18 protein-coding genes and 1 tRNA gene are annotated in these 20,934 nt (G+C 38.5%); 11 read left to right on the top strand and 8 right to left on the bottom strand.

From position 1 onward, the window contains the following. Positions 1-43 precede the first annotated feature (43 nt). Positions 44-1,675, top strand: coding sequence for a S41 family peptidase (locus H9565_RS01940; RefSeq protein ID WP_215436828.1), 1,632 nt, complete (start codon positions 44-46; stop codon positions 1,673-1,675). An 18-nt stretch (positions 1,676-1,693) separates the two neighbouring features. Further along, entirely contained in the window at positions 1,694-2,080 is a 387-nt protein-coding gene (gene gloA2, locus H9565_RS01935; protein WP_215436826.1) for an SMU1112c/YaeR family gloxylase I-like metalloprotein, read from the top strand. A gap of 8 nt (positions 2,081-2,088) precedes the next feature. Here the strand turns inward: gloA2 and H9565_RS01930 are convergent, their stop codons facing one another. Together H9565_RS01930 and H9565_RS01925 are read right to left on the bottom strand one after the other, a co-directional pair. Further along, positions 2,089-2,883: a 3-keto-disaccharide hydrolase gene (locus H9565_RS01930; protein WP_215436823.1), complete on the bottom strand. Its 795-nt coding sequence runs from the start codon at positions 2,881-2,883 to the stop codon at positions 2,089-2,091. A gap of 39 nt (positions 2,884-2,922) precedes the next feature. Then, positions 2,923-4,029: an acyltransferase family protein gene (locus tag H9565_RS01925; protein ID WP_215436820.1), complete on the bottom strand. Its 1,107-nt coding sequence runs from the start codon at positions 4,027-4,029 to the stop codon at positions 2,923-2,925. A 169-nt stretch (positions 4,030-4,198) separates the two neighbouring features. Here H9565_RS01925 and H9565_RS01920 point away from each other — a divergent pair, with 169 nt between their 5' ends. From H9565_RS01920 to H9565_RS01910, 3 genes are all read left to right on the top strand, one after another. Beyond that, positions 4,199-6,622 carry a glycoside hydrolase family 95 protein gene (locus H9565_RS01920; RefSeq protein WP_215436817.1) on the top strand — a complete coding sequence of 808 codons (2,424 nt, stop codon included), beginning with the start codon at positions 4,199-4,201 and terminating at the stop codon, positions 6,620-6,622. 64 nt (positions 6,623-6,686) lie between these two features. Then, positions 6,687-8,816 carry a pyrroloquinoline quinone-dependent dehydrogenase gene (locus H9565_RS01915; protein WP_215436814.1) on the top strand — a complete coding sequence of 710 codons (2,130 nt, stop codon included), beginning with the start codon at positions 6,687-6,689 and terminating at the stop codon, positions 8,814-8,816. 33 nt (positions 8,817-8,849) lie between these two features. Next, positions 8,850-9,713 carry a fructosamine kinase family protein gene (locus H9565_RS01910; RefSeq protein ID WP_215436811.1) on the top strand — a complete coding sequence of 288 codons (864 nt, stop codon included), beginning with the start codon at positions 8,850-8,852 and terminating at the stop codon, positions 9,711-9,713. 32 nt (positions 9,714-9,745) lie between these two features. On the opposite strand, the gene H9565_RS01905 is transcribed toward H9565_RS01910, so the two are convergent. Further along, on the bottom strand, positions 9,746-10,957 hold the full coding sequence (locus tag H9565_RS01905) for a C40 family peptidase (RefSeq protein ID WP_246560211.1): 1,212 nt from the start codon (positions 10,955-10,957) through the stop codon (positions 9,746-9,748). A gap of 40 nt (positions 10,958-10,997) precedes the next feature. On the opposite strand from H9565_RS01905, the gene dcm reads away from it, so the two are divergent. The 3 genes from dcm to H9565_RS01890 all read left to right on the top strand — a co-directional run bounded on the left by dcm (position 10,998) and on the right by H9565_RS01890 (position 13,502). Then, entirely contained in the window at positions 10,998-12,224 is a 1,227-nt protein-coding gene (dcm, locus tag H9565_RS01900; RefSeq protein ID WP_215436808.1) for a DNA (cytosine-5-)-methyltransferase, read from the top strand. A 29-nt stretch (positions 12,225-12,253) separates the two neighbouring features. Beyond that, positions 12,254-12,868 carry a hypothetical protein gene (locus H9565_RS01895; RefSeq protein WP_215436805.1) on the top strand — a complete coding sequence of 205 codons (615 nt, stop codon included), beginning with the start codon at positions 12,254-12,256 and terminating at the stop codon, positions 12,866-12,868. Between the two features lie 259 nt (positions 12,869-13,127). Further along, complete coding sequence (locus H9565_RS01890) at positions 13,128-13,502, top strand: hypothetical protein (protein WP_215436802.1); 375 nt, start codon at positions 13,128-13,130, stop codon at positions 13,500-13,502. A 47-nt stretch (positions 13,503-13,549) separates the two neighbouring features. Here the strand turns inward: H9565_RS01890 and H9565_RS01885 are convergent, their stop codons facing one another. Both H9565_RS01885 and H9565_RS01880 read right to left on the bottom strand, forming a co-directional pair. Then, positions 13,550-13,993 (bottom strand): GNAT family N-acetyltransferase, encoded by a 444-nt coding sequence (locus tag H9565_RS01885; protein WP_215436799.1) that lies wholly within the window; start codon positions 13,991-13,993, stop codon positions 13,550-13,552. A 383-nt stretch (positions 13,994-14,376) separates the two neighbouring features. Further along, positions 14,377-14,808: an RpiB/LacA/LacB family sugar-phosphate isomerase gene (locus H9565_RS01880; protein ID WP_215436796.1), complete on the bottom strand. Its 432-nt coding sequence runs from the start codon at positions 14,806-14,808 to the stop codon at positions 14,377-14,379. 650 nt (positions 14,809-15,458) lie between these two features. On the opposite strand from H9565_RS01880, the gene rnr reads away from it, so the two are divergent. From rnr to H9565_RS01865, 3 genes are all read left to right on the top strand, one after another. Next, complete coding sequence (gene rnr, locus H9565_RS01875) at positions 15,459-17,648, top strand: ribonuclease R (RefSeq protein WP_215436792.1); 2,190 nt, start codon at positions 15,459-15,461, stop codon at positions 17,646-17,648. Between the two features lie 63 nt (positions 17,649-17,711). After that, on the top strand, positions 17,712-18,392 hold the full coding sequence (locus tag H9565_RS01870) for a head GIN domain-containing protein (RefSeq protein ID WP_215436789.1): 681 nt from the start codon (positions 17,712-17,714) through the stop codon (positions 18,390-18,392). A gap of 122 nt (positions 18,393-18,514) precedes the next feature. Then, a complete protein-coding gene (locus H9565_RS01865; RefSeq protein ID WP_215436787.1) occupies positions 18,515-19,183 on the top strand; it encodes a LysE family translocator in 669 nt (222 codons plus the stop codon). 94 nt (positions 19,184-19,277) lie between these two features. Here the strand turns inward: H9565_RS01865 and H9565_RS01860 are convergent. The 3 genes from H9565_RS01860 to H9565_RS01850 form a co-directional block, all read right to left on the bottom strand. Next, positions 19,278-19,348: transfer RNA gene (locus H9565_RS01860), tRNA-Cys, on the bottom strand. 147 nt (positions 19,349-19,495) lie between these two features. Further along, on the bottom strand, positions 19,496-19,858 hold the full coding sequence (gene folB, locus H9565_RS01855; RefSeq protein ID WP_215436785.1) for a dihydroneopterin aldolase: 363 nt from the start codon (positions 19,856-19,858) through the stop codon (positions 19,496-19,498). A 104-nt stretch (positions 19,859-19,962) separates the two neighbouring features. Then, positions 19,963-20,916 carry a PorP/SprF family type IX secretion system membrane protein gene (locus H9565_RS01850; protein WP_215436782.1) on the bottom strand — a complete coding sequence of 318 codons (954 nt, stop codon included), beginning with the start codon at positions 20,914-20,916 and terminating at the stop codon, positions 19,963-19,965. Positions 20,917-20,934: the final 18 nt, after the last annotated feature.

Raw genomic sequence — 20,934 nt, 5'->3', positions numbered from 1 at the left:
AGGGAAGGTTTAAGACCAAATACCCATCAAATTATAGAAAGCGATGAAAAAAATGCTAGGCAAAAAAATCCTTATTCCAGCCTTTGCAATAGTCATTTTGGTAGCAGGGAGTAGTTTCGTAAAAAGTGATTTCTTTGAAATTGCCAAGCAAATCGAAATCTTCACCACCCTGTTCAAGGAATTGAACATGAACTATGTAGATGAAACCAATCCGGCAGAACTTATGGATACCGCCATCAAGAACATGCTAGATGACCTTGATCCCTACACCAAATTTCTAAATGAACAAGATGTAGAAACGTATCGCATTAACAATGCTGGAGAATACTCGGGAATTGGTGCTTTAGTCCGTTCCTTTAAAGACCGCTTATTAATTGTAGAACCGTACAAAGGTTACCCTGCGGACAAGGCCGGACTTAAAGCAGGTGATGAAATTATTAAGATCGGTGCCATTAACGTTTCAGATTTTGACGATAATGCCAGTGAACTTCTAAAAGGCGCCAATAATACGGCTGTTGAAGTCACCTATAAAAGGCAAGGGGAAACTAAAACTGCTACCATAACGCGGGCTGCCGTAGAAGTAGATGCCGTACCCTTTTACAAAATGGCAGATGATAAAACAGGCTACATTGTACTATCTAGGTTTAACGCAAAAGCATCGGCACAGACCAAAGAGGCCCTTTTGGACCTTAAAGGAAAAGGCGCAGAAAAAATTATACTGGATCTAAGGGATAACCCAGGCGGACTTTTATCCGAAGCTATAAACGTTACCAACTTGTTTGTTGACAAAGGCGAGCTGATCGTAACAACAAAATCAAAAGTTAAAAAATTCAATACCGAATACAAGACCCGTAACAAGCCTGTGGATATGGATATTCCGTTGGTGGTCTTGGTTAATGGTAGTAGTGCTTCCGCTAGTGAAATTGTATCGGGCGGACTTCAAGATTTGGACCGTGCGGTAATCATGGGGGCACGCAGCTTTGGAAAAGGCCTTGTACAGCGCCCGTTAAAGCTAACTTACGGCACACAGCTAAAAGTTACCATAAGTCGTTATTATACGCCCTCTGGGCGCTGTATACAGTCATTGGACTATTGGAACCGGGATGAAGACGGTAATGCCGTGCAAAAGACCGCTTTTAAAGATTTTACTACGCGCAATGGTCGCAAGGTACAAGATGGCGGCGGCGTGTTGCCGGATATTGAGGTGGCTTCTACCAAAGCCAACGAGCTTACTACGGCACTTATGAACAATAATGTAATTTTTGATTACGCTACTAACTATTTCTACAAGCATAAATTAAAAGATGTATCCAGCTTTAAATTCTCCGAAAGCGATTATAAGGATTTTAAGACGTTTGTATCCAAAAGCGACTTCTCCTATGAAACCAAAACCGAGAAAACCTTAAAAGCCGCAATGACGGACCGCGAAGAGGTAATTTTTAATGATGCCATAGAAAACGATTTTAGAACGTTATTGCTGGACATCGAAAAAAGTAAAATTGTTGCTTTGGACGATTATCAGCGCGAGATTGAAAGCAAGCTTCAAGACGAAATAGTTAAACGCTACGCATACCGTGAAGGACTATATGATTACTATTTAAAAAATGATGACGCCATTTTAGCGGCTACCGAGCTTTTAGGTAACGAAAACAAATACTGGAGCATTCTTAAATAAGCGCTTTTTACCATAACCATGGCTTTCAATAAAGTACACCACATTGCCATTATTTGTTCCGACTACCAAAAGTCCAAACATTTTTATGTTGAAGTGTTAGGTCTAGAAATTCTAAACGAAGTGTATAGGGAAGAACGGCAATCCTACAAACTGGACCTTGCCCTTAACGGAAATTATATAATTGAACTATTCTCATTTCCCAACCCACCCAAACGTCCTTCTAGGCCGGAAGCATTAGGTTTACGTCATTTGGCTTTTGAAGTAGACAATGTTAGTATAGAAAGGCAAAAACTCATGGAAAAAGGTGTAAACGTAGAACCCATAAGAACGGATGAATTTACGGGCCGCAAATTTACCTTCTTTGCAGACCCGGATAATCTTCCTCTAGAACTCTACGAGAAATAACTTTTAAATCAAGGCTTTAAATTCTTGATTTTTATGTTTCTGAAATCTATGGGCTGTCCTTCGCTCTGCAAGGCAATCATACCTTCTTTTAATAGTTTTCCGTCCTGTTTCATCTTTGGGTCATAACCTACAACGGTACCCCCACCAACTTGGGGCTTGGTGTATTCTAGAACAACTTTTCCGTTTATGATTTGTGTAACCAAGGAATCGCCTCTCACTATCAATTCCGCTTTTACCCATTGGTCTCCATAATAGGTGTCCGAAGACGACCTTAAACAATGGCTAGGATATATTTTACCCTCATACTCAATCTCCGTTCCCGGAGAACACATATTTCCAGTTGGCCTAGCTTCGCCCTCTTTTATACCTCCTAAAAATTGCATTTCTACGGAAATTGGCCAATTCTGTTCTTTCAACATGGTCCTCGGATCTTGGGAGTGGTACATAACCCCACTGTTCATTTCGGTAAAAACGGGTGCTCCAGGGTGTAAATCCCCCACAAATCTATATTCCATGCTCAGGTGAAAACTAGAGTAGGGCTTATCAAAATATAAATGACCGAACCTGTCGTTAAAATCGCCCTCATATTGGTCATAACGAACTTTGATCATACCGTCTTCGGCACGAAAGGTATCGCCAAAATTATCTCCAGTTTCATAATGATGGATTTTTGTGGTCCATCCGTCCAAATTCTTACCATTGAACATATCTTCCCAACCCGCATCTGCAACCGTTATTTTAGTTGCGTTACACGCCATTAGGGCTATTGAGGAAACAAAAAGGGCAATTTTAGTGCAGTTCATAGTATGCGTATTGAGTAAATTTATATTTGAGATAAGAGTTTATACTTTAAAGTAAATCTTATGCTTGTCCAAAAAGTAGGTAATGTACCAAAAAATATACAGTACAAACAGCGCATTAATAACCATTATGACATTTTCCGAAATGCCAATAGGAGCTAGCAAACCTTCCGTCCATATTTGACCAAATCCCCTAAACCACTGTACACCCACGGTTTCAGCAAAGAGATAGATAAAAATAGAGTTCGTACCTACCACCGAGAAAATTTTCAACCAATTTTTTTGATATCCCTTTATATCAATAAGCCAGTAAAAAAGGGTTAGCGTTAAAATAGCGATACCTCCAGATGCCAAGGTAAAGGAACTCGTAGCAATACGCTTAACTATTGGCGTAATACCGGCAAAATCCATCGCAAATCCTACAATGACCAAAACGGTTCCCCAAATTAAAAAGGGTTTTATTTTTTCTGCTGAAGGTATATGTGACAACAGCATTTTTCCGCAAACAACACCCCAAATGGTATGTGCAGCAGTAGGTATAAAATTTACGAACACCCAATACCCATCATTTACTTGCCCCATAACCAACATGTCTATATACGAACCAAAACTTTCGTGTCCCTGTGCATATGGTGCGGCCGGGTTATATGCACGATACAAAATCTCGGTCAACACCAACAACCCTAATGATATACCAATCTGTATTTTATTTGGAAGCTGCATTATCGCGTATGCAATTAAAATAGTAAAGGCCAATTGTACCAGTACATTCCATAGTTCCCAGACCAGAGCGTGACTGTAAACACAATGCAGTAAAACACCAAAAGTGAACAACAAAAAACATCTGCGTACGATGTGTTTGGTAACCCCTTTTTTATCTCCTGAGGCTAGTCGTTTTCTTAAAGAAAAAGGCATGGCCACCCCTACAATAAACATGAAAAAAGGTTGAATTAGATCCCAAAACCAGAGTCCGTTCCATGGGTGATGATGCAATTGGTGCGCCAATCCCGAAAAAGCTGTACCCTCGGCCAGTTCAGAAAAATTATGGTGAAAACCTGCTGCTTCGGCAATCAATAAAAACATGGTAAGACCTCTAAAAACGTCTAAGGAAAAAAGACGTTTTGATACATTTTCGGCTAGTTGAGACATATGTTGGTTGGATAGGGTTAGAATTTCTGCCGTTGCGGATTTTTTTGATCAATGCAAAAAATAGGGCCGTTAGGGTTGAAATTTGCCCTAATTTAGAAAAAATAATACCATTGTGGTTTATGAATTGCAGCTATCTTGCTACCGTTTAATTCTACATACCTTCATTTTCATGTTAACACCGTTCATTAGTTGGCTGAAAACGGCCACCGTACTATCTATATTATTTTCGCTGGTTACAGTAAACTTTGTTTCGTCACAATCTGCAAATACACTTTGGTTTGATCGGCCAGCCGAACATTTTGAGGAAACCTTGGTTCTAGGTAATGGAAAAGCTGGAGCATCAATCTTTGGCGGTGTTGCTACGGATTCTATTTATCTGAACGATGCCACCCTTTGGAGCGGTGAACCCGTAGACCCTAATATGAGTCCAGAAGCGTATAGAAATGTTGCGGAAATCCGCGAAGCGCTAAAAAAGGAAAATTATAAACTAGCAGATTCTTTACAAACCAAACTACAGGGAAGCTTTTCCCAATCGTATATGCCTTTGGGTACACTTTACCTTAATTTCGAGCATAAAAACAAATCCATATCCTATCTGCGTAAGCTTGAATTAGAAAAAGCGCTTTCTACCGTAACCTATGAGGTAGATGGCACCACATTTACCCGTGAGTATCTTATTTCCCATGATGAACAGGCCATGGTCATTAGGCTAAAGAGCAGTAAAAAAGGAGCGCTTAATTTTAATGTTGCATTTAACAGTTTGCTTAAATATGAGGTTATGAGTAACGAATCTACTCTAGAAGTAAGCGGTTACGCCCCTTATCATGTAGAACCCAGTTACCGTGGTAAAATTCCGAATCCGGTACAGTTTGACCCGAATAGGGGAACACGTTTTACATCACTTTTCAAAATAAAGCATACGGATGGAGAATTAGTCAGCACAGACAAATCCGTCTCCCTGAAAAATGCTACGGAAGCGGTTATCTATATTTCAATGGCCACGAGTTTCAATGGATTTGATAAAAACCCAGCTACTGAAGGGGCAGACCATAAAGCCATTGCGGTCTCACAACTTTCAAAAGCAAGCTCAAAATCTTTTGAATCCATATTGGATGCCCATCTGACGGACCATCAGAAATATTTTAGCCGAGTGCATCTAGACCTTGGAGAAACTACCGCCGAAGACCTGCCCACAGATGAGCGTTTAAAACGCTATGCCAAAGGCAAAGAAGATAAAAATCTGGAAATACTCTATTTTCAATATGGGCGCTATTTGCTGATTTCCAGTTCTAGAACCCCAAATGTACCTGCCAATTTACAAGGAATTTGGAACCCCTACATAAGACCGCCATGGAGCAGTAATTATACTTTAAACATTAATGCAGAGGAAAACTATTGGTTAGCAGAGAATGCCAACCTTTCCGAAATGCACCAACCCATGTTGGGCTTTATAGAAAATATAGCACAAACGGGAAAAACAACTGCAAAGACCTTTTACGGTGCCGGTGGATGGGCCGCATGCCATAATTCGGACATTTGGGCGATGAGCAACCCTGTGGGCGACTTTGGTGAAGGTGGAGTCAATTGGGCCAACTGGAATATGGGAGGAACTTGGTTAAGCTCTCATTTATGGGAACACTATATGTTTTCTCAGGATTTGGATTTTCTACAGGATAAAGCCTACCCCCTACTGAAAGGAGCGGCAGAGTTTTGTTTGGAATGGCTCGTAGAAGATGAAAAAGGAAATTTGGTGACTTCCCCTGGAACATCACCGGAAAACAAATTTATTACTTCAGACGGATATGAAGGTTCAACCTCGTACGGTTCAACATCCGACCTTGCCATGATCAGGGAATGTTTTCAGCAGACCATAGCAGCATCAGAAACCCTAAAAACAGATGTGGAGTTCAGAACTCGACTAAAAAAGGCACTGGCCAAACTATATCCGTACCAAGTAGGAAAAAAAGGGAATTTACAAGAATGGTATCATGATTGGGAAGATGTAGATCCCAAACACCGTCACCAATCGCATTTGTACGGCTTGTACCCTGGGCATCATATCAGTCCGGAAAAAACACCGGAATTGGCAGATGCCACAAGGACCACTTTAAACATTAAGGGAGATGAAACTACAGGATGGTCAAAAGGATGGCGTATTAATCTTTGGGCTCGCTTATTAGATGGAAACCGAGCGTACAAACAATATCGTGAACTGTTGCGTTATGTTGCTCCAGATGGTGTACGTGCTTCCTATGAAAAAGGAGGTGGAACGTATCCCAACCTGTTTGATGCACACCCACCTTTCCAAATTGACGGGAATTTTGGCGGAGCCGCTGCAGTAGTAGAAATGTTGGTACAGTCCTCTATGCAAGAGATTCAGCTTTTACCTGCTTTGCCAGATGTGTGGGCCAATGGCTTCGTTGAAGGTCTAAAAGCTCGTGGAAATTTTGAAATTGCCATTACTTGGAGCAACAAAGTACCAACTAAAGTAAAAATACATTCCGCTACCGGAGGAGCTACCGTTTTAAAACACGGAAGTAAACAGAAAGAGGTTACTCTAAAACCCAATGAAACAGTAGAATTTGATTGGTAGAAATTTCATTGCACCCTAGTTTTCAGTTTTTGCCTACATTTAGGAAAGCTATACTTTCTCCTATATGTTTTCAAAAAAAATAATTTTACCCCTGTTGTGCACTGCTCTGGGTATTCTGTTTTTTAGTTGTCAATCAGATACAAAACAAGAACCAGCAAATAAGGCCTATACCACATGGTCTTCCTATTTGGGAGACCCGGGCCGTAGTCACTACTCCACCCTTTCCGAGTTTACCAAAGAAAACGTAAAAGACCTAAAAGTGGCCTGGACGTATGAAGCGGCAGATTGGGGCCAGATACAGATGAACCCCTTGGTGGTGGATAGTATACTGTACGGGGTTACCGCAGCGCTCAGAGTGGTAGCTTTAAATGCCAAAACGGGTAAGGAAATTTGGCAGTTTGGCGATTCCATACAAGTTTGGCATTCTACCAGCAGGGGCGTGTCGTATTGGGAAGAGGGTGACGACAAGCGGATTCTCTGTACACGCGGACCTCATCTTTTTGCTTTGGATGCCCTAACGGGAAAGCCCATATCCACTTTTGGCGATAACGGTAAAATAGACCTGCGCTCAGGAATGCCCGAAAGTGCACGGGAAAAGTTCGTGATATCCAATACGCCAGGAACTATTTTTAAAAACCTCATTGTAATGCCCCTTCGGCTCTCCGAAGGTTCTGGTGCCGCTCCGGGAAATCTTATGGCGTTCAACGTCATTACAGGGGCCGTAGAGTGGGTTTTCCATACCATTCCGCATCCTGAGGAGGAAGGCTATTGTACGTGGGAAGAAAATGCTTATTTAAGTGATGAGGTGGGTGCGGCCAATAATTGGGCCGGTATGGCGGTAGACGAGGATTTGGAAATCATATATGCGCCTATAGGTTCCGCTGCACCTGATTTTTACGGGGGAGCCCGAAAAGGAAGCAACCTTTATTCTGACTGCCTGTTGGCTTTGGATGCGAATACGGGCCAAAGGCTATGGCATTTTCAATTTACGCATCATGATCTATGGGACCGTGACCCTCCTGCCCCACCCAATCTTTTGATGGTAGAGCGAGGAGGTAAAAAAATTGCTGCGGTGGCTCAGGTTACCAAACAAGGTTATGTGTATGTTTTTGACCGAAAAACGGGCGAACCCCTTTTTGATATCGAAGAAGTTCCTGTACCGTCGTCTAATTTGAACGGTGAGGAGACTTGGCCAACCCAGCCAATTCCCGTAAAACCGAAGCCTTTTGCACGGCAATCCACAGACATCACAGAAAATAATGTGAGTCCGTATGCGGAAAACCCAGATTCCCTTAAAGCCATTTTGAGCAAATTGGACAAGCGTATCTATACTCCACCAAGTTTAGATCCTATCTTACTTTTGCCCGGTTACGATGGGGCCGCGGAATGGGGCGGTACAGGGGCCGACCCTGAAGAAGGGATTATTTATGTGAATTCTAACGAGATGCCCTGGATTATGCAAATGGGCGTAAACGACACCAAGTTAGAAACCTTGCCCTTGGGCGAGGCTACCTATAGTAAATATTGTGTAAGCTGTCATCAAGCGGATAGAAAAGGACTGGCCGCAAGCGGATTCCCTTCATTGGTAGATATTGAACTCCGTAAATCTAAAAATGAAATCTCTTCTATCATTGCAAACGGGAAAGGGATGATGACGGGTTTTCCACAATTGAAACAGAAGGAAAAAGATGCACTCATCCGTTTTCTGTTCAATCAGGAAATTAAACATAACGTTGCCGAAAACAATAATTATGAAAAAGGATATCGAACACCCTACAAACATTTGGGCTACCATAAATTTTTGGATAAGAACGGGCTGCCGGCCATAGACCCGCCATGGGGAACAATGCATGCCATTAATTTAAATACCGGAGAGTATATTTGGTCTATTGTTTTGGGCGAATCCCCGGAACTCTTGGAAAAAGGCATCACCGGAACAGGAACAGAAAACTACGGAGGCCCTGTAATTACGAAAAACGGACTCCTGTTTATAGCTGCTACCCGCGATGGTTATTTTAGGGTTTTCGACAAACATACCGGAACAAAACTGTGGGAATATAAACTACCTGCCCCGGCCTTTGCAACACCAGCCCTATATGAAGTAAACGGAAAACAATTTATTGCTCTAGCTTGTGGTGGTGGAAAATTAGGAACCAAAAGGGGGAATACCATTATTGCTTTTGCATTGGATTGAAAAAGTCATTGTTAATGTCATACACTTCGTAGCGTGGATAAACATCTAAAGGAACATATTGCCTATTTGCTCTGTGTGAATATTGAACGTATCCAATCCGTTTCTGGGGGTGATATTTCCGGAGCCTACTTGCTGGAAACCGAAACGGAACGTTTCTTTTGTAAAATCAACCGAAGAGACAATGGTTATGAGTTGTTTAAGGCCGAAAAATTAGGTTTGCAAGCCATTGCCAAATCCAAAACGATAAGCGTACCCAATATTTTACTCTGCGAACCCTTAGAAAAGGGCGGATTTTTGGTGATGGATTATATTGAAGCCAAACGCCCTTCAAAAACCGACTTTGAACTTTTGGGTCATCAACTGGCAGCCCTACACCACTATACAACCCAAGACGAATTTGGGTTCTCCACGGACAATTATATTGGCAATCTTGAGCAGTCCAATTCCAATCATCTGGATTGGGCGGAGTTCTATGTGAAAGAACGACTTGTTCCCCAATTGCAACTGGCAAAAGATACAGGTAGGCTGAATGATGACGAAGTTCCTTCCGAAAACCAACTTTTAACAAATTGTAAAAATCTATTTCCCCACACAAAACCATCTTTATTACATGGCGATTTATGGAGCGGAAATTATCTTATATCAAAAAAAGGCACCCCTTATTTAATAGATTCAGCGGTGTATTTTGGCCATCATGAAGTAGATTTGGCTATGACCCGGCTCTTTGGAGGTTTTGGTGCTTCTTTCTACAATGCCTATCAAGAACATTTTGCACCAATTGGTAATGAAAAAGAACGAACACATCTTTATCAACTTTACTATCTCTTAGTGCATTTAAACCTTTTTGGTTATTCTTTTAAGGCTTCGGTTACGAAAATATTGCAGCGATATTTTTAGATTATAATATCATTTTCCTAATTAGATATCCCCTAATCCTTAAAAACAGGGTTTTTAACCAAGCTGATCAAAGCATCATCATTTTCCTTTAAGATGCGTTTTGAGCGCAAATAACGGTTATGGTTATGCTCGTCATAATTATCGGCATTTTTGTCCATACTGCTTATACGTACCATCTCTGAGGCATGTATAAACTCATTGTTCCCGATCCACATACCTACGTGTACCACTTTTTCCGTGGTTGAGTCCGTGGCTTTTCTTCCAAAGAACAGCAAATCGCCTTTTTGCAGCTTATCAAAATTCATAACAGAATCAATGGCTTTACCCGTATGCACCTGCTGCGAAGCGTCTCTAGGAATAACCATTCCGTTAAGAAAAAAGATGGTCTTGGTAAACCCGCTACAGTCCATACCCTTTGTTGAGGTTCCTCCCCATAAATAGGGAACACCCATAAGGGTTTTTGAAGTCGCTACAAGGCTCTCTTGATCAGGGTTTAATTTTTCCAACCAAGTTTCATACGGTTCTGCTTCTTCTTTGCTTACAAAGGCCTTTCTACCATCTGGGTACTGCACTTCATAATAATCATCGGTTTCGCCTTCTAGTTTTATTATATCTCCCGCTACCAAATCCGATACCCGCTGACCTACTTCTGCCTTTTCATAAGCATAGCCTGCAGTTTGCGTATAAATAATCTTGTTCGTGCTTTTCCAGTTCTTGGCCTCGGAATCATCCATCAGAACAATTCCACCAGCATCTACCCATGACAGATATTTATCCGGGGTTTGAATATAGAACCAATCGCCTTCTTTCTTAAAGACTTTTACCGGTGTACCTAATGTGGCCTGCGTTGCCAGCTCAGCAGAGTGTTTGGGATTACTCCTAAGATTCGCCACTGAAATATTGATTACCGCATTAGTTTTGCCCTCTAAATTTTTAGAAGGTAAAATTTCAATTCTACTTTCATAGATAATATTTTCAGCATCTAAGGTGGTTTTCAAAAGTTCTACCGCTTCAGGGATGTTACTTTCGCCCATTAAAATATACTTTTCAGTATCTATAAAGGTGTGAACATCAAAAAGCGCCGTTCGTTTGTCCGGAGCGTATTGTTTTTTTACATCTGTAATGGTCTGTAATAGTTTTGCTTCTCTCTCACTCTGTTTGGTGCACGAAACCAGAAAAAGCACAAAAAAACCGGTAACTAAAACCCCTAACCTATATCGCTTCATTTTTAAATCTATTATCATGTTTACTTTGCCTTAGTGAAATTATGTAATTTTATCGCAAATGAGCAAACTCAAGGCAATAGAACTTTTTGCAGGAGTAGGCGGATTTCGCCTAGGCCTGGAAAAAACCGGACAATATGAGGTAGTCTGGAGCAACCAATGGGAACCTTCAACCAAAGCGCAACATGCTTCTTTGGTGTATGAGGCCAATTTTGGCAAAGAAAACCACAGTAACCAAGATATTGCGGAAGTTGAAACGCAAACCATACCCGATGCAGACCTTCTGGTAGGCGGATTTCCCTGTCAAGATTACTCCGTAGCTACTACATTACAGAACTCCAAAGGACTTATTGGTAAAAAAGGCGTGCTGTGGTGGAGTATTCATAAAATACTTTCGGAAAAAAAGAATCCGCCTAAATACTTATTTCTTGAAAATGTAGACCGTTTATTAAAATCACCTTCTGCCCAACGTGGGCGTGATTTTGCCATTATGTTGAAAAGTTTGGATGATCTGGGTTATGCCGTAGAATGGCGGGTTATTAATGCCGCGGACTATGGAATGCCACAACGGCGCAGACGCATATTTTTCTTAGGGTATCACAAATCAACTTCGCTTTACAAAAAACTTAAAAAGTCCGTTTCAGCGGATTGGGTACTTTCAGAAGGTACTATAGCTTCTGCTTTTCCTGTGCAACAAACCACTCAAAAACCGATTTCCTTTGAAATTGAGGGTGATTTGGTCCATATTTCGAACAATTTTAATTTGGGTGAAAAACTTTCTCCCTTTCAAAATACGGGAGTGTTCATAAACGGAAAAGTATTTACGGTAAAAACGCAAGCCAGTTATGATGGTAAACGTACTGTTTTAGGGGATGTGCTCCAAAATGGTGAAGTAACGCCTGAATTTTTTATTCCCGAAGAGGATTTTCCTAAATGGGAATATTTAAAAGGAGCTAAAAAAGAAGTACGAACGGCCAAAACCGGTTTTACCTATAATTATAGTGAAGGCGGGATGATTTTTCCCGATGCTCTGGACAACGCGTCAAGGACCATTATTACCGGTGAAGGTGGAAAATCGCCTTCACGTTTTAAACATGTAGTGCAGACATCAAAAGGATTGCGACGATTGACACCTGTAGAATTGGAACGTTTAAATATGTTTCCGGATAATCATACGTTATTAGAAGGTATAAGTGATACCAAACGCGCCTTTTTTATGGGAAATGCCCTTGTGGTAGGCGTAGTAGAAAAGATTGCAGAAGCCTTGGCTACTAAAATTCAGGTTTAGTTCTTCTGCGTAATCCTAAAAACCGTACTATGCCGCTTCAAAGTAATTTCAAGTCAGATTTGGAAAGGGAGCAGAAGCTGTACATTTTATTAGATAGCTATTACCGTCAATATCTAAAGCAATACTCTTTTGAGCGAGTGTCCCATATGAAACAGCAAATGGCGGGTATAGATTTAATTTTCACCCGTAAAGCCAGTGGTAAAAGTTATTCTATTGACGAAAAGGCCCAACTAGATTACCTAAATGAAAATTTACCCACTTTTGCCTTTGAACTAAGTTACCAGAAGAACGGTATATTAAAAGAAGGTTGGTTGTTTGACACTTCAAAAAAAACGGATTTCTACGCATTGATAACTTCAATTTATGCGGATGCGCCCGATGAGTTTACTTCGTGTAAAATTACCTTGGTAAATAGACAAAAACTAATAGACCTTTTAACGGCCCGATCTATTACCTCATCAAACTTAAAAAAATACATTGTGCCTGATAAAGAGCTTCATGGTAAAATTAAGATTAGTGAGTTGAACCATAGGAACGAAGGATACCTGTACGCATCCACAAAAAACAAGGCCGAAAAACCATTAAACCTTATTTTAAAGCTCGATTTTCTAGAAGAAACCGGTGTTGCCAAAAGATTGGCTTAACAGATTTTTTAGACTGATCAGTCTGTAAAGTTATATTATAGCTTTAAGCTTTGGTTTTGATTTACTTACAGCGTTATCAACATGTTTTTAAACGATGAAAATAGTTGATTTTTATTTCCGTATTGTATCCAATTAGACCGGTCAGTCGGTTCTGTAAAATTGAATACAATGTACAAATTGAAAGACTCCGCGCTCTTAAAATGCTGTTAATCAACACTAAAAATTTGCAATTGCGGTTATTTTTTATATCTTATCCTTTATGGTAAGAACAGAAAAGTCAGAAAATCAGGAGTTTTTAGAGAAGTCGATCAATCATCTTGAAGCCACAGGTTTCGAAGATATTAAAGCGGATATTGAGGGGTACGATACTCCCAAATCCTATGTTAGAAAAGGTACGGATTCCAAAATTACCCCAGACATAGTAGCGCTTAAAAACGGTAGAAAATATTACTTTGAAATAAGCCTGAAATCATCTAAACCCAGACTGCTAAAAACCAAGTGGCTTTTCTTGGATACCTTAAGCAGAATGAATTCCAATAGATTCAGAATTATAACCACCAAGGGGCATTACAAGTTTACTGACAATATGTTGGAAGATATTAACCTATCCAATAAAGAACCTATTCGTATATAACATTACAATCATAAGAAACAAAAAGGTCCGTATGTAACGGACCTTTTTTATTTTCTAACCATACCTATATGCGGTATGCCATCTTCAAGATAGCCATCTCCTACTTGGTCAAAACCTAAAGTATGATAAAAACGTTCTAGATATAATTGAGCGGATACTTTCATGACCGGCGTATTAAAGTGTTCCTCTACCGCCGCAATAGATGCTTTCATAATATCCTTTCCATAACCGTATTTTCTTTCGGAATATTTAACCACTACCCTACCAATACTTGCTTCATCAAAATAATCTCCCGGTTTAAATATTCGGGTATAAGCAACTATTTCATTGTTTTTAGTGGCTATAACATGTAACGCTTTTTGATCTTTATCATCTATATCTTGGTAAACACAATCCTGTTCAACAACAAAAACTTCACTTCGTAACCTAAGAATATGGTAAAGTTCCAATTTGGTAAGCGCTTCAAATGATTTTACATTTATTTCCATCATACTATCAATCTTGTACAATTATTTACGTGTTTTTACATTTTGGTATTTAAGTTGAATAGTAACGTTCTGAAAACCTAATTTGTGATACACGATGTCTTTTATGTCTTAAGAATGTTGTAAAACTCCTTAACCTTGATGTTTTTATTGCGGCAACTGTTCTAAAACCATCTTTTAAGCAAAAACAATAGTTTGGGAACTTGATTACATCAATAATACACTACCCATATTAAAATGGATTCACATTGTATTGAACATATTTGGATACCTCATAACCTTCATAACAAGATTGCTCCAGTTATAAACATCTGGTAATTTAGCAAGATGGTTGGATAAGAAAGTGACTATAACGAAACTTTCCTTTTTAAAAGTAAAACTTTGGAAGCTTACTTACAAGGAATTTTTTCTATTCTCCTTTCATGTCTACCTCCCTCAAAATTGGTATTCAAAAAGGTCTTTACCATTTCCAATGCCTGTGGTAATGAAATAAATCTAGCCGGTAGACTTAATATATTAGCGTCATTATGTTCTCTACTTAATTGAACAATTTCTTTTGTCCAACACAAAGCACAACGTACTTTTTGGTGTTTGTTGGCAGTCATTGAGGCACCGTTACCGCTACCACAAATAATAATTCCAAAATCAACATTACCGTTATCAACATCTGAGGCAACAGGATGTACAAAATCTGCATAATCAACACTATCAGCTCCGTCAGTTCCGTAATTGCTAACCTCTATATTCATAGATTTCAATAAACCAACGATGGCCAATTTATAATCTGTACCCGCGTGATCGTTTCCAATAGCTATTTTCATTATGCGTAATCTTGTTAGAAGCTTAAATTTGTACAGTTTTATAAGTGTATAAAACCCTTTTATAGCTCTCAAAGGTACAAATACTAGTGCTTTACCACAACATGGATAGGGTTCACAACATTAGTTTTCTGTAAACACTTGTTCATTGTTAATTTGTTATTGTTAAAAGGTGTTTATATTGTTAATAACCTTGCAAAAGAAAGTAGATCTTAAATTTTGATTTCTCACCTGAATAGTACTCTACAAAACTAATCTCTAATTGAGAAAATTATTTTTACCCATTTTGTAATACGCTATCAAAATGTTATTGGAGGTAATTAACATTAAATTTACGTTTACTTATTAAATAATTTATGTTGATATCGCTTATCAACGAATATTGATAATGTAGTTATCATCCTGATTCTGTGTTATATTAGATCGGTACAAATTGTCAACAACTTCTTTAAGTAACATGGAACAACTATTTCTTCAAATTTTTATAAGCCTTATTAACACTCTATAATAACCACCAATTTTATTTTAAATTTTAAAAAAGAAAAACAGATTATAATATAGTTGTTGATAACCTTGTTTTGAGATCAAGGATGTTCAATAACGGATGTAATGGATTATAATTCGTAATTTACCGTATAAATTAAAGATAGTTAATGTCAAAGAACAAAAAGAAAGCTCGTAATCATAGAAACAACGAGATAACAAAAGGAATCTTTACCGTATTGGAGAAAGAACCTAAAAAGAGTTTCAATTATAAACAAATAGCGGCCAAACTTGGCCTTAACAATACTCAGGACCGTAACCAATTAATAAAAAGGTTGGGCCAACTTAGAGAAAAGAAAAGAATACAAGAAGAAGGGAGAGGTAATTATATGGCCTTGGCTTCTTCCAAAAAATACCACACAGGTACCGTTGATCTTACTGGCCGGGGCAATGCTTATATTGTCATAGAAGATATGGAGGATGATGTTTTTATTCCTGCCAATAAAGTTAAAAAGGCCTTTCATGGAGATACTGTAGAGGTGTACATCTTTCCAAGGAGAAAGGGCAAGAAATTAGAAGGTGAGATTACCAATATCCTGGAACGTAAGAAAACGGAGTTTGTGGGTATTGTAGATTTACAAAAGACCTTTGCTTTTGTACGTCCCACGGATTTTAGAATGTACACGGATTTCTTTGTTCCAAAAGATAGTATAAAAGGAGCTAATGATGGCGATAAGGTTATTGTTAGATTGGATGGTTGGGAAGACAAAGACGATTCACCCACCGGGACAATTATTGAGGTCTTGGGAAAACCAGGAGAGCATAACACAGAAATACATGCTATTTTAGCAGAATACGGACTTCCGTATGAATTTCCTACTGAGGTTGAACGTTTTGCAGATACTCTTGATACTTCTATAAAAGAAGAAGAAATAGCCAAAAGAAGGGATATGAGAGAGGTTTTAACCTTCACCATAGATCCTAAGGATGCCAAGGATTTTGATGATGCACTTTCTTTTGAAGTACTGGAAAATGGTAATTATGAAATAGGTATTCACATTGCAGATGTTTCTCATTACTTGGTACCGGATACCATTTTGGATGATGAGGCTTATGAAAGAGCTACTTCCGTTTATCTTGTGGATCGTGTGGTTCCCATGCTTCCAGAAGTATTGTCCAATAACGCTTGTTCGTTACGGCCCAATGAAGAAAAATATACCTTCTCCGCAATTTTTGAAATGGATAAGGATGCCAATATCAAGAACCAGTGGTTTGGTAGAACGGCTATAAATTCCAATGAGCGTTTTGCTTATGAAGAGGCCCAACATATTATTGAAACCAAGGAAGGAAGTATTCCAAAAGAAATTTCTATTCGTGAAGATGCCTATACCGTTCCTGAAGATGTAGTAAACGCTACCTTGGAAATGGATAGGATGGCCAAAATTATGAGGGGCAGACGTATGCAAGAAGGTGCTCTTTCTTTTGATAAGGTAGAAGTACGTTTTAACCTGAACGAAGAAAGTGAGCCCGTTGGAGTATTCTTTAAGGAATCTAAGGATGCCAATAAGTTAGTTGAGGAATTTATGCTGCTGGCCAATAGAAAAGTGGCCGAGTTCATAGGCAAACAAAAACCTAAAAAGACGTTTGTATATCGTATTCACGATGATCCTAATGAAGATAAATTAATAGCTCTTAACGGTATTGTTTCCAGGTTTGGGCACAAGTTAGACTTTAAGGATAAAAAATCCATTAGCGCGTCTCTAAATCAGCTTTTGAGCGATGTTAAAGGCAAGAAAGAACAAAATTTGGTAGATACACTTGCTATACGTAGTATGAGCAAGGCTATTTATACAACGGATAATATTGGGCATTACGGTTTAGCGTTCGATTACTATACGCATTTTACCTCGCCAATTAGAAGATACCCGGATGTAATGGTACATCGTTTATTGCAACATTATTTAGATGGTGGTGCATCTGTAAAAGAAGAGGTTTATGAACAGAAATGTAAACATTCTTCAGATATGGAGTACTTAGCTTCCAGTGCAGAAAGAGATTCCATTAAATACATGCAGATCAAGTTTATGCAAGACCACCAAGACCAAGAGTTTGTTGGTGTTATTAGTGGAGTTACCGAATGGGGTATTTATGTTGAAATTATAGAGAACAAGTGCGAAGGTATGGTGAGAATCAGCGATATAAAGGATGATTATTATACCTTTGACGAAAAGGAGTACGCAATTGTAGGAGAAAGGACAAAGAAAACTTACCAATTGGGTGATGAAGTAGTAGTCATGGTAAAAAACTCAGATTTGGTAAAACGTCATTTAGATTTCTCTCTTTTGGGAAAGCATGAGTAGTAATCGGTTCTTTTGGAACGGATTTTGTCTTTGAACTATCAAAATAACCTAAAAAGGTACATTATGAAAAAGTTCGTTTTGCTTGTCATTTGTATTCTTGGGCTTCAAGTCACTTTTGCCCAAGATGCTACTATGACTCAAGACTTAACTAAATTCTCAGAGGTTAAGGCTTTTGATGGTCTTTCCATTAAGCTTATCAAGGCAAATGAGAATAAGGCCGTTATATCCGGTGAGAATATAGATAAGGTAGCTATTGTTAATAATGATGGTGTTCTTAAAATAAGAATGCAAATAGGTAAAATTTTTAGTGGGTACAGAACTTTTGTTGATTTGTACTATACCGAAAAACTTATTGTTATAGACGTTAACGAAGATGCTAGAATAGTTTCGGATGAATCTATAAAACAAGAAGTTATTGAGCTTAAGGCCCAAGAAGGTGGCGAACTGGAAATTAATGCCGAAGTTGAACAGATGTTGGTAAAGACAGTTACCGGTGGAATGATTTCAACCAGTGGCTCCTCTAATTTACAGGATATTGTCATAAATACCGGTGGTGTTTATGAGGGTAAAGAATTCATAACTAAGTTTTCTACTATAAATGTGAATGCCGGATCTCGTGCAGAGATTTACGCATCGGATTATGTAAAGGCCACTGTAAAGGCCGGCGGAGAGGTTTTGGTGTACGGCAATCCTAAAAAAATGGATGAAAAAACTGTGTTTGGTGGTACGGTAACACGAATGTAATCGGTTTTTATTCCAGTTTTAATCCCTTAGCTTTGTGGTGTAGTCTTTCCAATTTCTTATCAGGAAGGGATAAAACTACATTTTGCTTTAAAATTAATAGTAAAGAATACCAAGAATAACGCATGTGGGAAGACATTCAGGCAGCAGTTCCATTAGGCTTTTTTTTAAGCTTTATGATTGGGCCTGTTTTCTTTGTTCTTTTGGAAACAAGTGCCATTAAAGGATTTAGGGCCGCCCTTATTTTTGATTTTGGGGTTATTCTTGCAGATGGTGTTTTTCTTGTTCTTGCTTATTTTAGTAGTTTTCAACTTCTTGAAAATTTAAGCAACCAGCCGGGTCTGTATGTTTTTGGAGGTGCAATACTTCTGGTGTATGGTATTGTTACCATATTTAAAAAACCTCCCAAACAGGTAGAAACTAATATAAAAGTTAAGAAAAGCGATTATCTAGGTCTGTTCGTAAAAGGTTTTCTGCTGAATTTTATAAATATTGGGGTTTTGGTATTTTGGTTGGGTATTATCATTGTGGTAGGACCTAGTTTGGATAATGACCCTAACCGTATTGTAGTGTTCTTTTCTGCAATGGTAGGGGCTTATTTTGTAACGGATATATTTAAGATTCTTCTGGCGAAACAGTTAAAGAAGAAACTAACGGTAAACAGAATATTTTTCATTAAAAAAGGACTTGGTATTATTTTGATTATATGTGGTATAGTGCTAATAATCAAAGGTTTTTTACCAAAAGACCAGTTTAATATAGAAAACGGTATTGAACGTATAGAAAAGCTTTAGCTAAATAATAGGGAGTATTGTAATGATATACTTGCTCTGGATGTTTCGTATTTAAAACAAAAAAACCTTCGTTGTACACGAAGGTTTTTTGTTGAGGCATCGAGCAGATTCGAACTGCTGTACAAGCTTTTGCAGAGCTCTGCCTAGCCACTCGGCCACGATGCCATTTGCAGGTGCAAAGATAGTTTTTTTGATGGAAATGTTATTTTTACTTTACTTTTTTTTCACAATGGCTATTTACATCGTACATAAAAAGAGCTAAGTATAAAGATTTGCAGTTATTTAGAATGATGATTTAGTGTATTGGGTACGTTATTTTTTTCGCTTTTCCTTTAAAACTATGGTCACTTTTTCAACATCACCACCTATAGGAGGGTTTATTTTTGAAACCTCAACTTCTGCTTTTTGAACAATTTGAATTTCGTTAAAAATACGATCTATAATACGTTTACCAATATGTTCCAAAAGTTTAGAAGGCACTTTCATTTCCTCTTTCACGATATGGTTAATATGAACATAATCAACCGTATCGGATAATCTATCGGAAATTGAAGCTTTGGTTAAATTGGCATCTACAGACACATTCACCAAATATTCGCTACCTATGGCAGTTTCTTCCTCTAAACAACCGTGGTGGGCATAGACCCTTATATTATTAACTTTAACCTTGTCCAAAATCAAATTTATTTTTGCAAACTTAATTGAAACGGCCGAGATTAGAATAGAAAGCTAGGCTGTAATTTCCATAATCGTACAGGTATTTTGAACAACTTTGCCACTTAATACGTACAACGACAATTACTAAGTCCTTGAAACAAATCTACACCAATAGTTACTACATGGGTACCTGTACTATAAGTAAGTAATTCATTTAGAATTATTTGATAGGAATACCCAAAGTAGAAATTGTTCTTTTTTAGACCTGCAAAAGGCGCTATAAAAAGTGGGCTACCTATTTGATCGTTCAAAAAACGGTAGTTAACACCGGCATAGAAATAGTCTTCAAAATTGTACCATCTAAATTTTAGGTTTAAATCGGTTTCTGAACGACCATCACTTTCAAACATTTTAAAGAGTAAAGATGGCTCTATTTCTAGATCACTGTTTTTATTTTTTCTGTATCTGTATCCGGTATATACGTAGTAGTTTCTTAGTTCATTAGGTTCATCTGCATTAAAGGTAAAACTGCTAGGATCCTTGCCTAAAAGGTTGGATGCATTACCACTTATGTAGAATTTACCATATCTGTACAGTACCCCAACATCAAAGTTATGATTGCTAGTTTGGCGGTTGTTAATAACTCCCGGATCAAGATTGGCATCCACAAATTTATCAATGTCTATTCTAAACTGGTTAAAGTTGTAAGAAAGACCAAAGGATAAAAATTCATCATCATATCTGTCTAGAGTTAAGTGATGAGCAAAAGATACCCTGGCACCCTGTTGTTTGGTATATCCGTTTTTATCATTATATAAAAATAGACCTATACCGGATTTTTCACCTAAACGCATATCTGCTGCCAGAGACTGTGTTTGTGGTGCGTCTTTGATTCCTACCCATTGTGTAAGACCGTTAAGCCTAATTTTTACATGGTCTCCTATACCCGCATAAACCGGTGATAGAACAAACGGGTTATCTGCCAAGTATTGAGTAAGCTGGGGCGAATTAAGCTCCTGCCCTCTTGCGGTTATGATGCCCGATAAGAGCAGCATGGTCCATATGAATTTGCGCATGGTACTGTAGGTTGTAGG

Origin of the sequence: Zobellia russellii (assembly GCF_018728565.1) — a bacterium.
Lineage (GTDB): Bacteria > Bacteroidota > Bacteroidia > Flavobacteriales > Flavobacteriaceae > Zobellia > Zobellia russellii.
The sequence above is the reverse complement of the archived record's forward strand: the minus strand, read 5'-3'. Positions and strand labels throughout refer to the sequence as shown.

Excerpts from the sequence above, each read along its gene's own strand:
- H9565_RS01940 (WP_215436828.1), top strand. The coding sequence starts at position 44 with ATGAAAAAAATGCTAGGCAAAAAAATCCTTATTCCAGCCTTTGCAATA.
- gloA2 (WP_215436826.1), top strand. The coding sequence starts at position 1,694 with ATGGCTTTCAATAAAGTACACCACATTGCCATTATTTGTTCCGACTAC.
- H9565_RS01930 (WP_215436823.1), bottom strand. The coding sequence starts at position 2,883 with ATGAACTGCACTAAAATTGCCCTTTTTGTTTCCTCAATAGCCCTAATG.
- H9565_RS01925 (WP_215436820.1), bottom strand. The coding sequence starts at position 4,029 with ATGTCTCAACTAGCCGAAAATGTATCAAAACGTCTTTTTTCCTTAGAC.
- H9565_RS01920 (WP_215436817.1), top strand. The coding sequence starts at position 4,199 with ATGTTAACACCGTTCATTAGTTGGCTGAAAACGGCCACCGTACTATCT.
- H9565_RS01915 (WP_215436814.1), top strand. The coding sequence starts at position 6,687 with ATGTTTTCAAAAAAAATAATTTTACCCCTGTTGTGCACTGCTCTGGGT.
- H9565_RS01905 (WP_246560211.1), bottom strand. The coding sequence starts at position 10,957 with ATGATAATAGATTTAAAAATGAAGCGATATAGGTTAGGGGTTTTAGTT.
- dcm (WP_215436808.1), top strand. The coding sequence starts at position 10,998 with ATGAGCAAACTCAAGGCAATAGAACTTTTTGCAGGAGTAGGCGGATTT.
- H9565_RS01895 (WP_215436805.1), top strand. The coding sequence starts at position 12,254 with ATGCCGCTTCAAAGTAATTTCAAGTCAGATTTGGAAAGGGAGCAGAAG.
- H9565_RS01890 (WP_215436802.1), top strand. The coding sequence starts at position 13,128 with ATGGTAAGAACAGAAAAGTCAGAAAATCAGGAGTTTTTAGAGAAGTCG.
- H9565_RS01885 (WP_215436799.1), bottom strand. The coding sequence starts at position 13,993 with ATGATGGAAATAAATGTAAAATCATTTGAAGCGCTTACCAAATTGGAA.
- H9565_RS01880 (WP_215436796.1), bottom strand. The coding sequence starts at position 14,808 with ATGAAAATAGCTATTGGAAACGATCACGCGGGTACAGATTATAAATTG.
- rnr (WP_215436792.1), top strand. The coding sequence starts at position 15,459 with ATGTCAAAGAACAAAAAGAAAGCTCGTAATCATAGAAACAACGAGATA.
- H9565_RS01870 (WP_215436789.1), top strand. The coding sequence starts at position 17,712 with ATGAAAAAGTTCGTTTTGCTTGTCATTTGTATTCTTGGGCTTCAAGTC.
- H9565_RS01865 (WP_215436787.1), top strand. The coding sequence starts at position 18,515 with ATGTGGGAAGACATTCAGGCAGCAGTTCCATTAGGCTTTTTTTTAAGC.
- H9565_RS01850 (WP_215436782.1), bottom strand. The coding sequence starts at position 20,916 with ATGCGCAAATTCATATGGACCATGCTGCTCTTATCGGGCATCATAACC.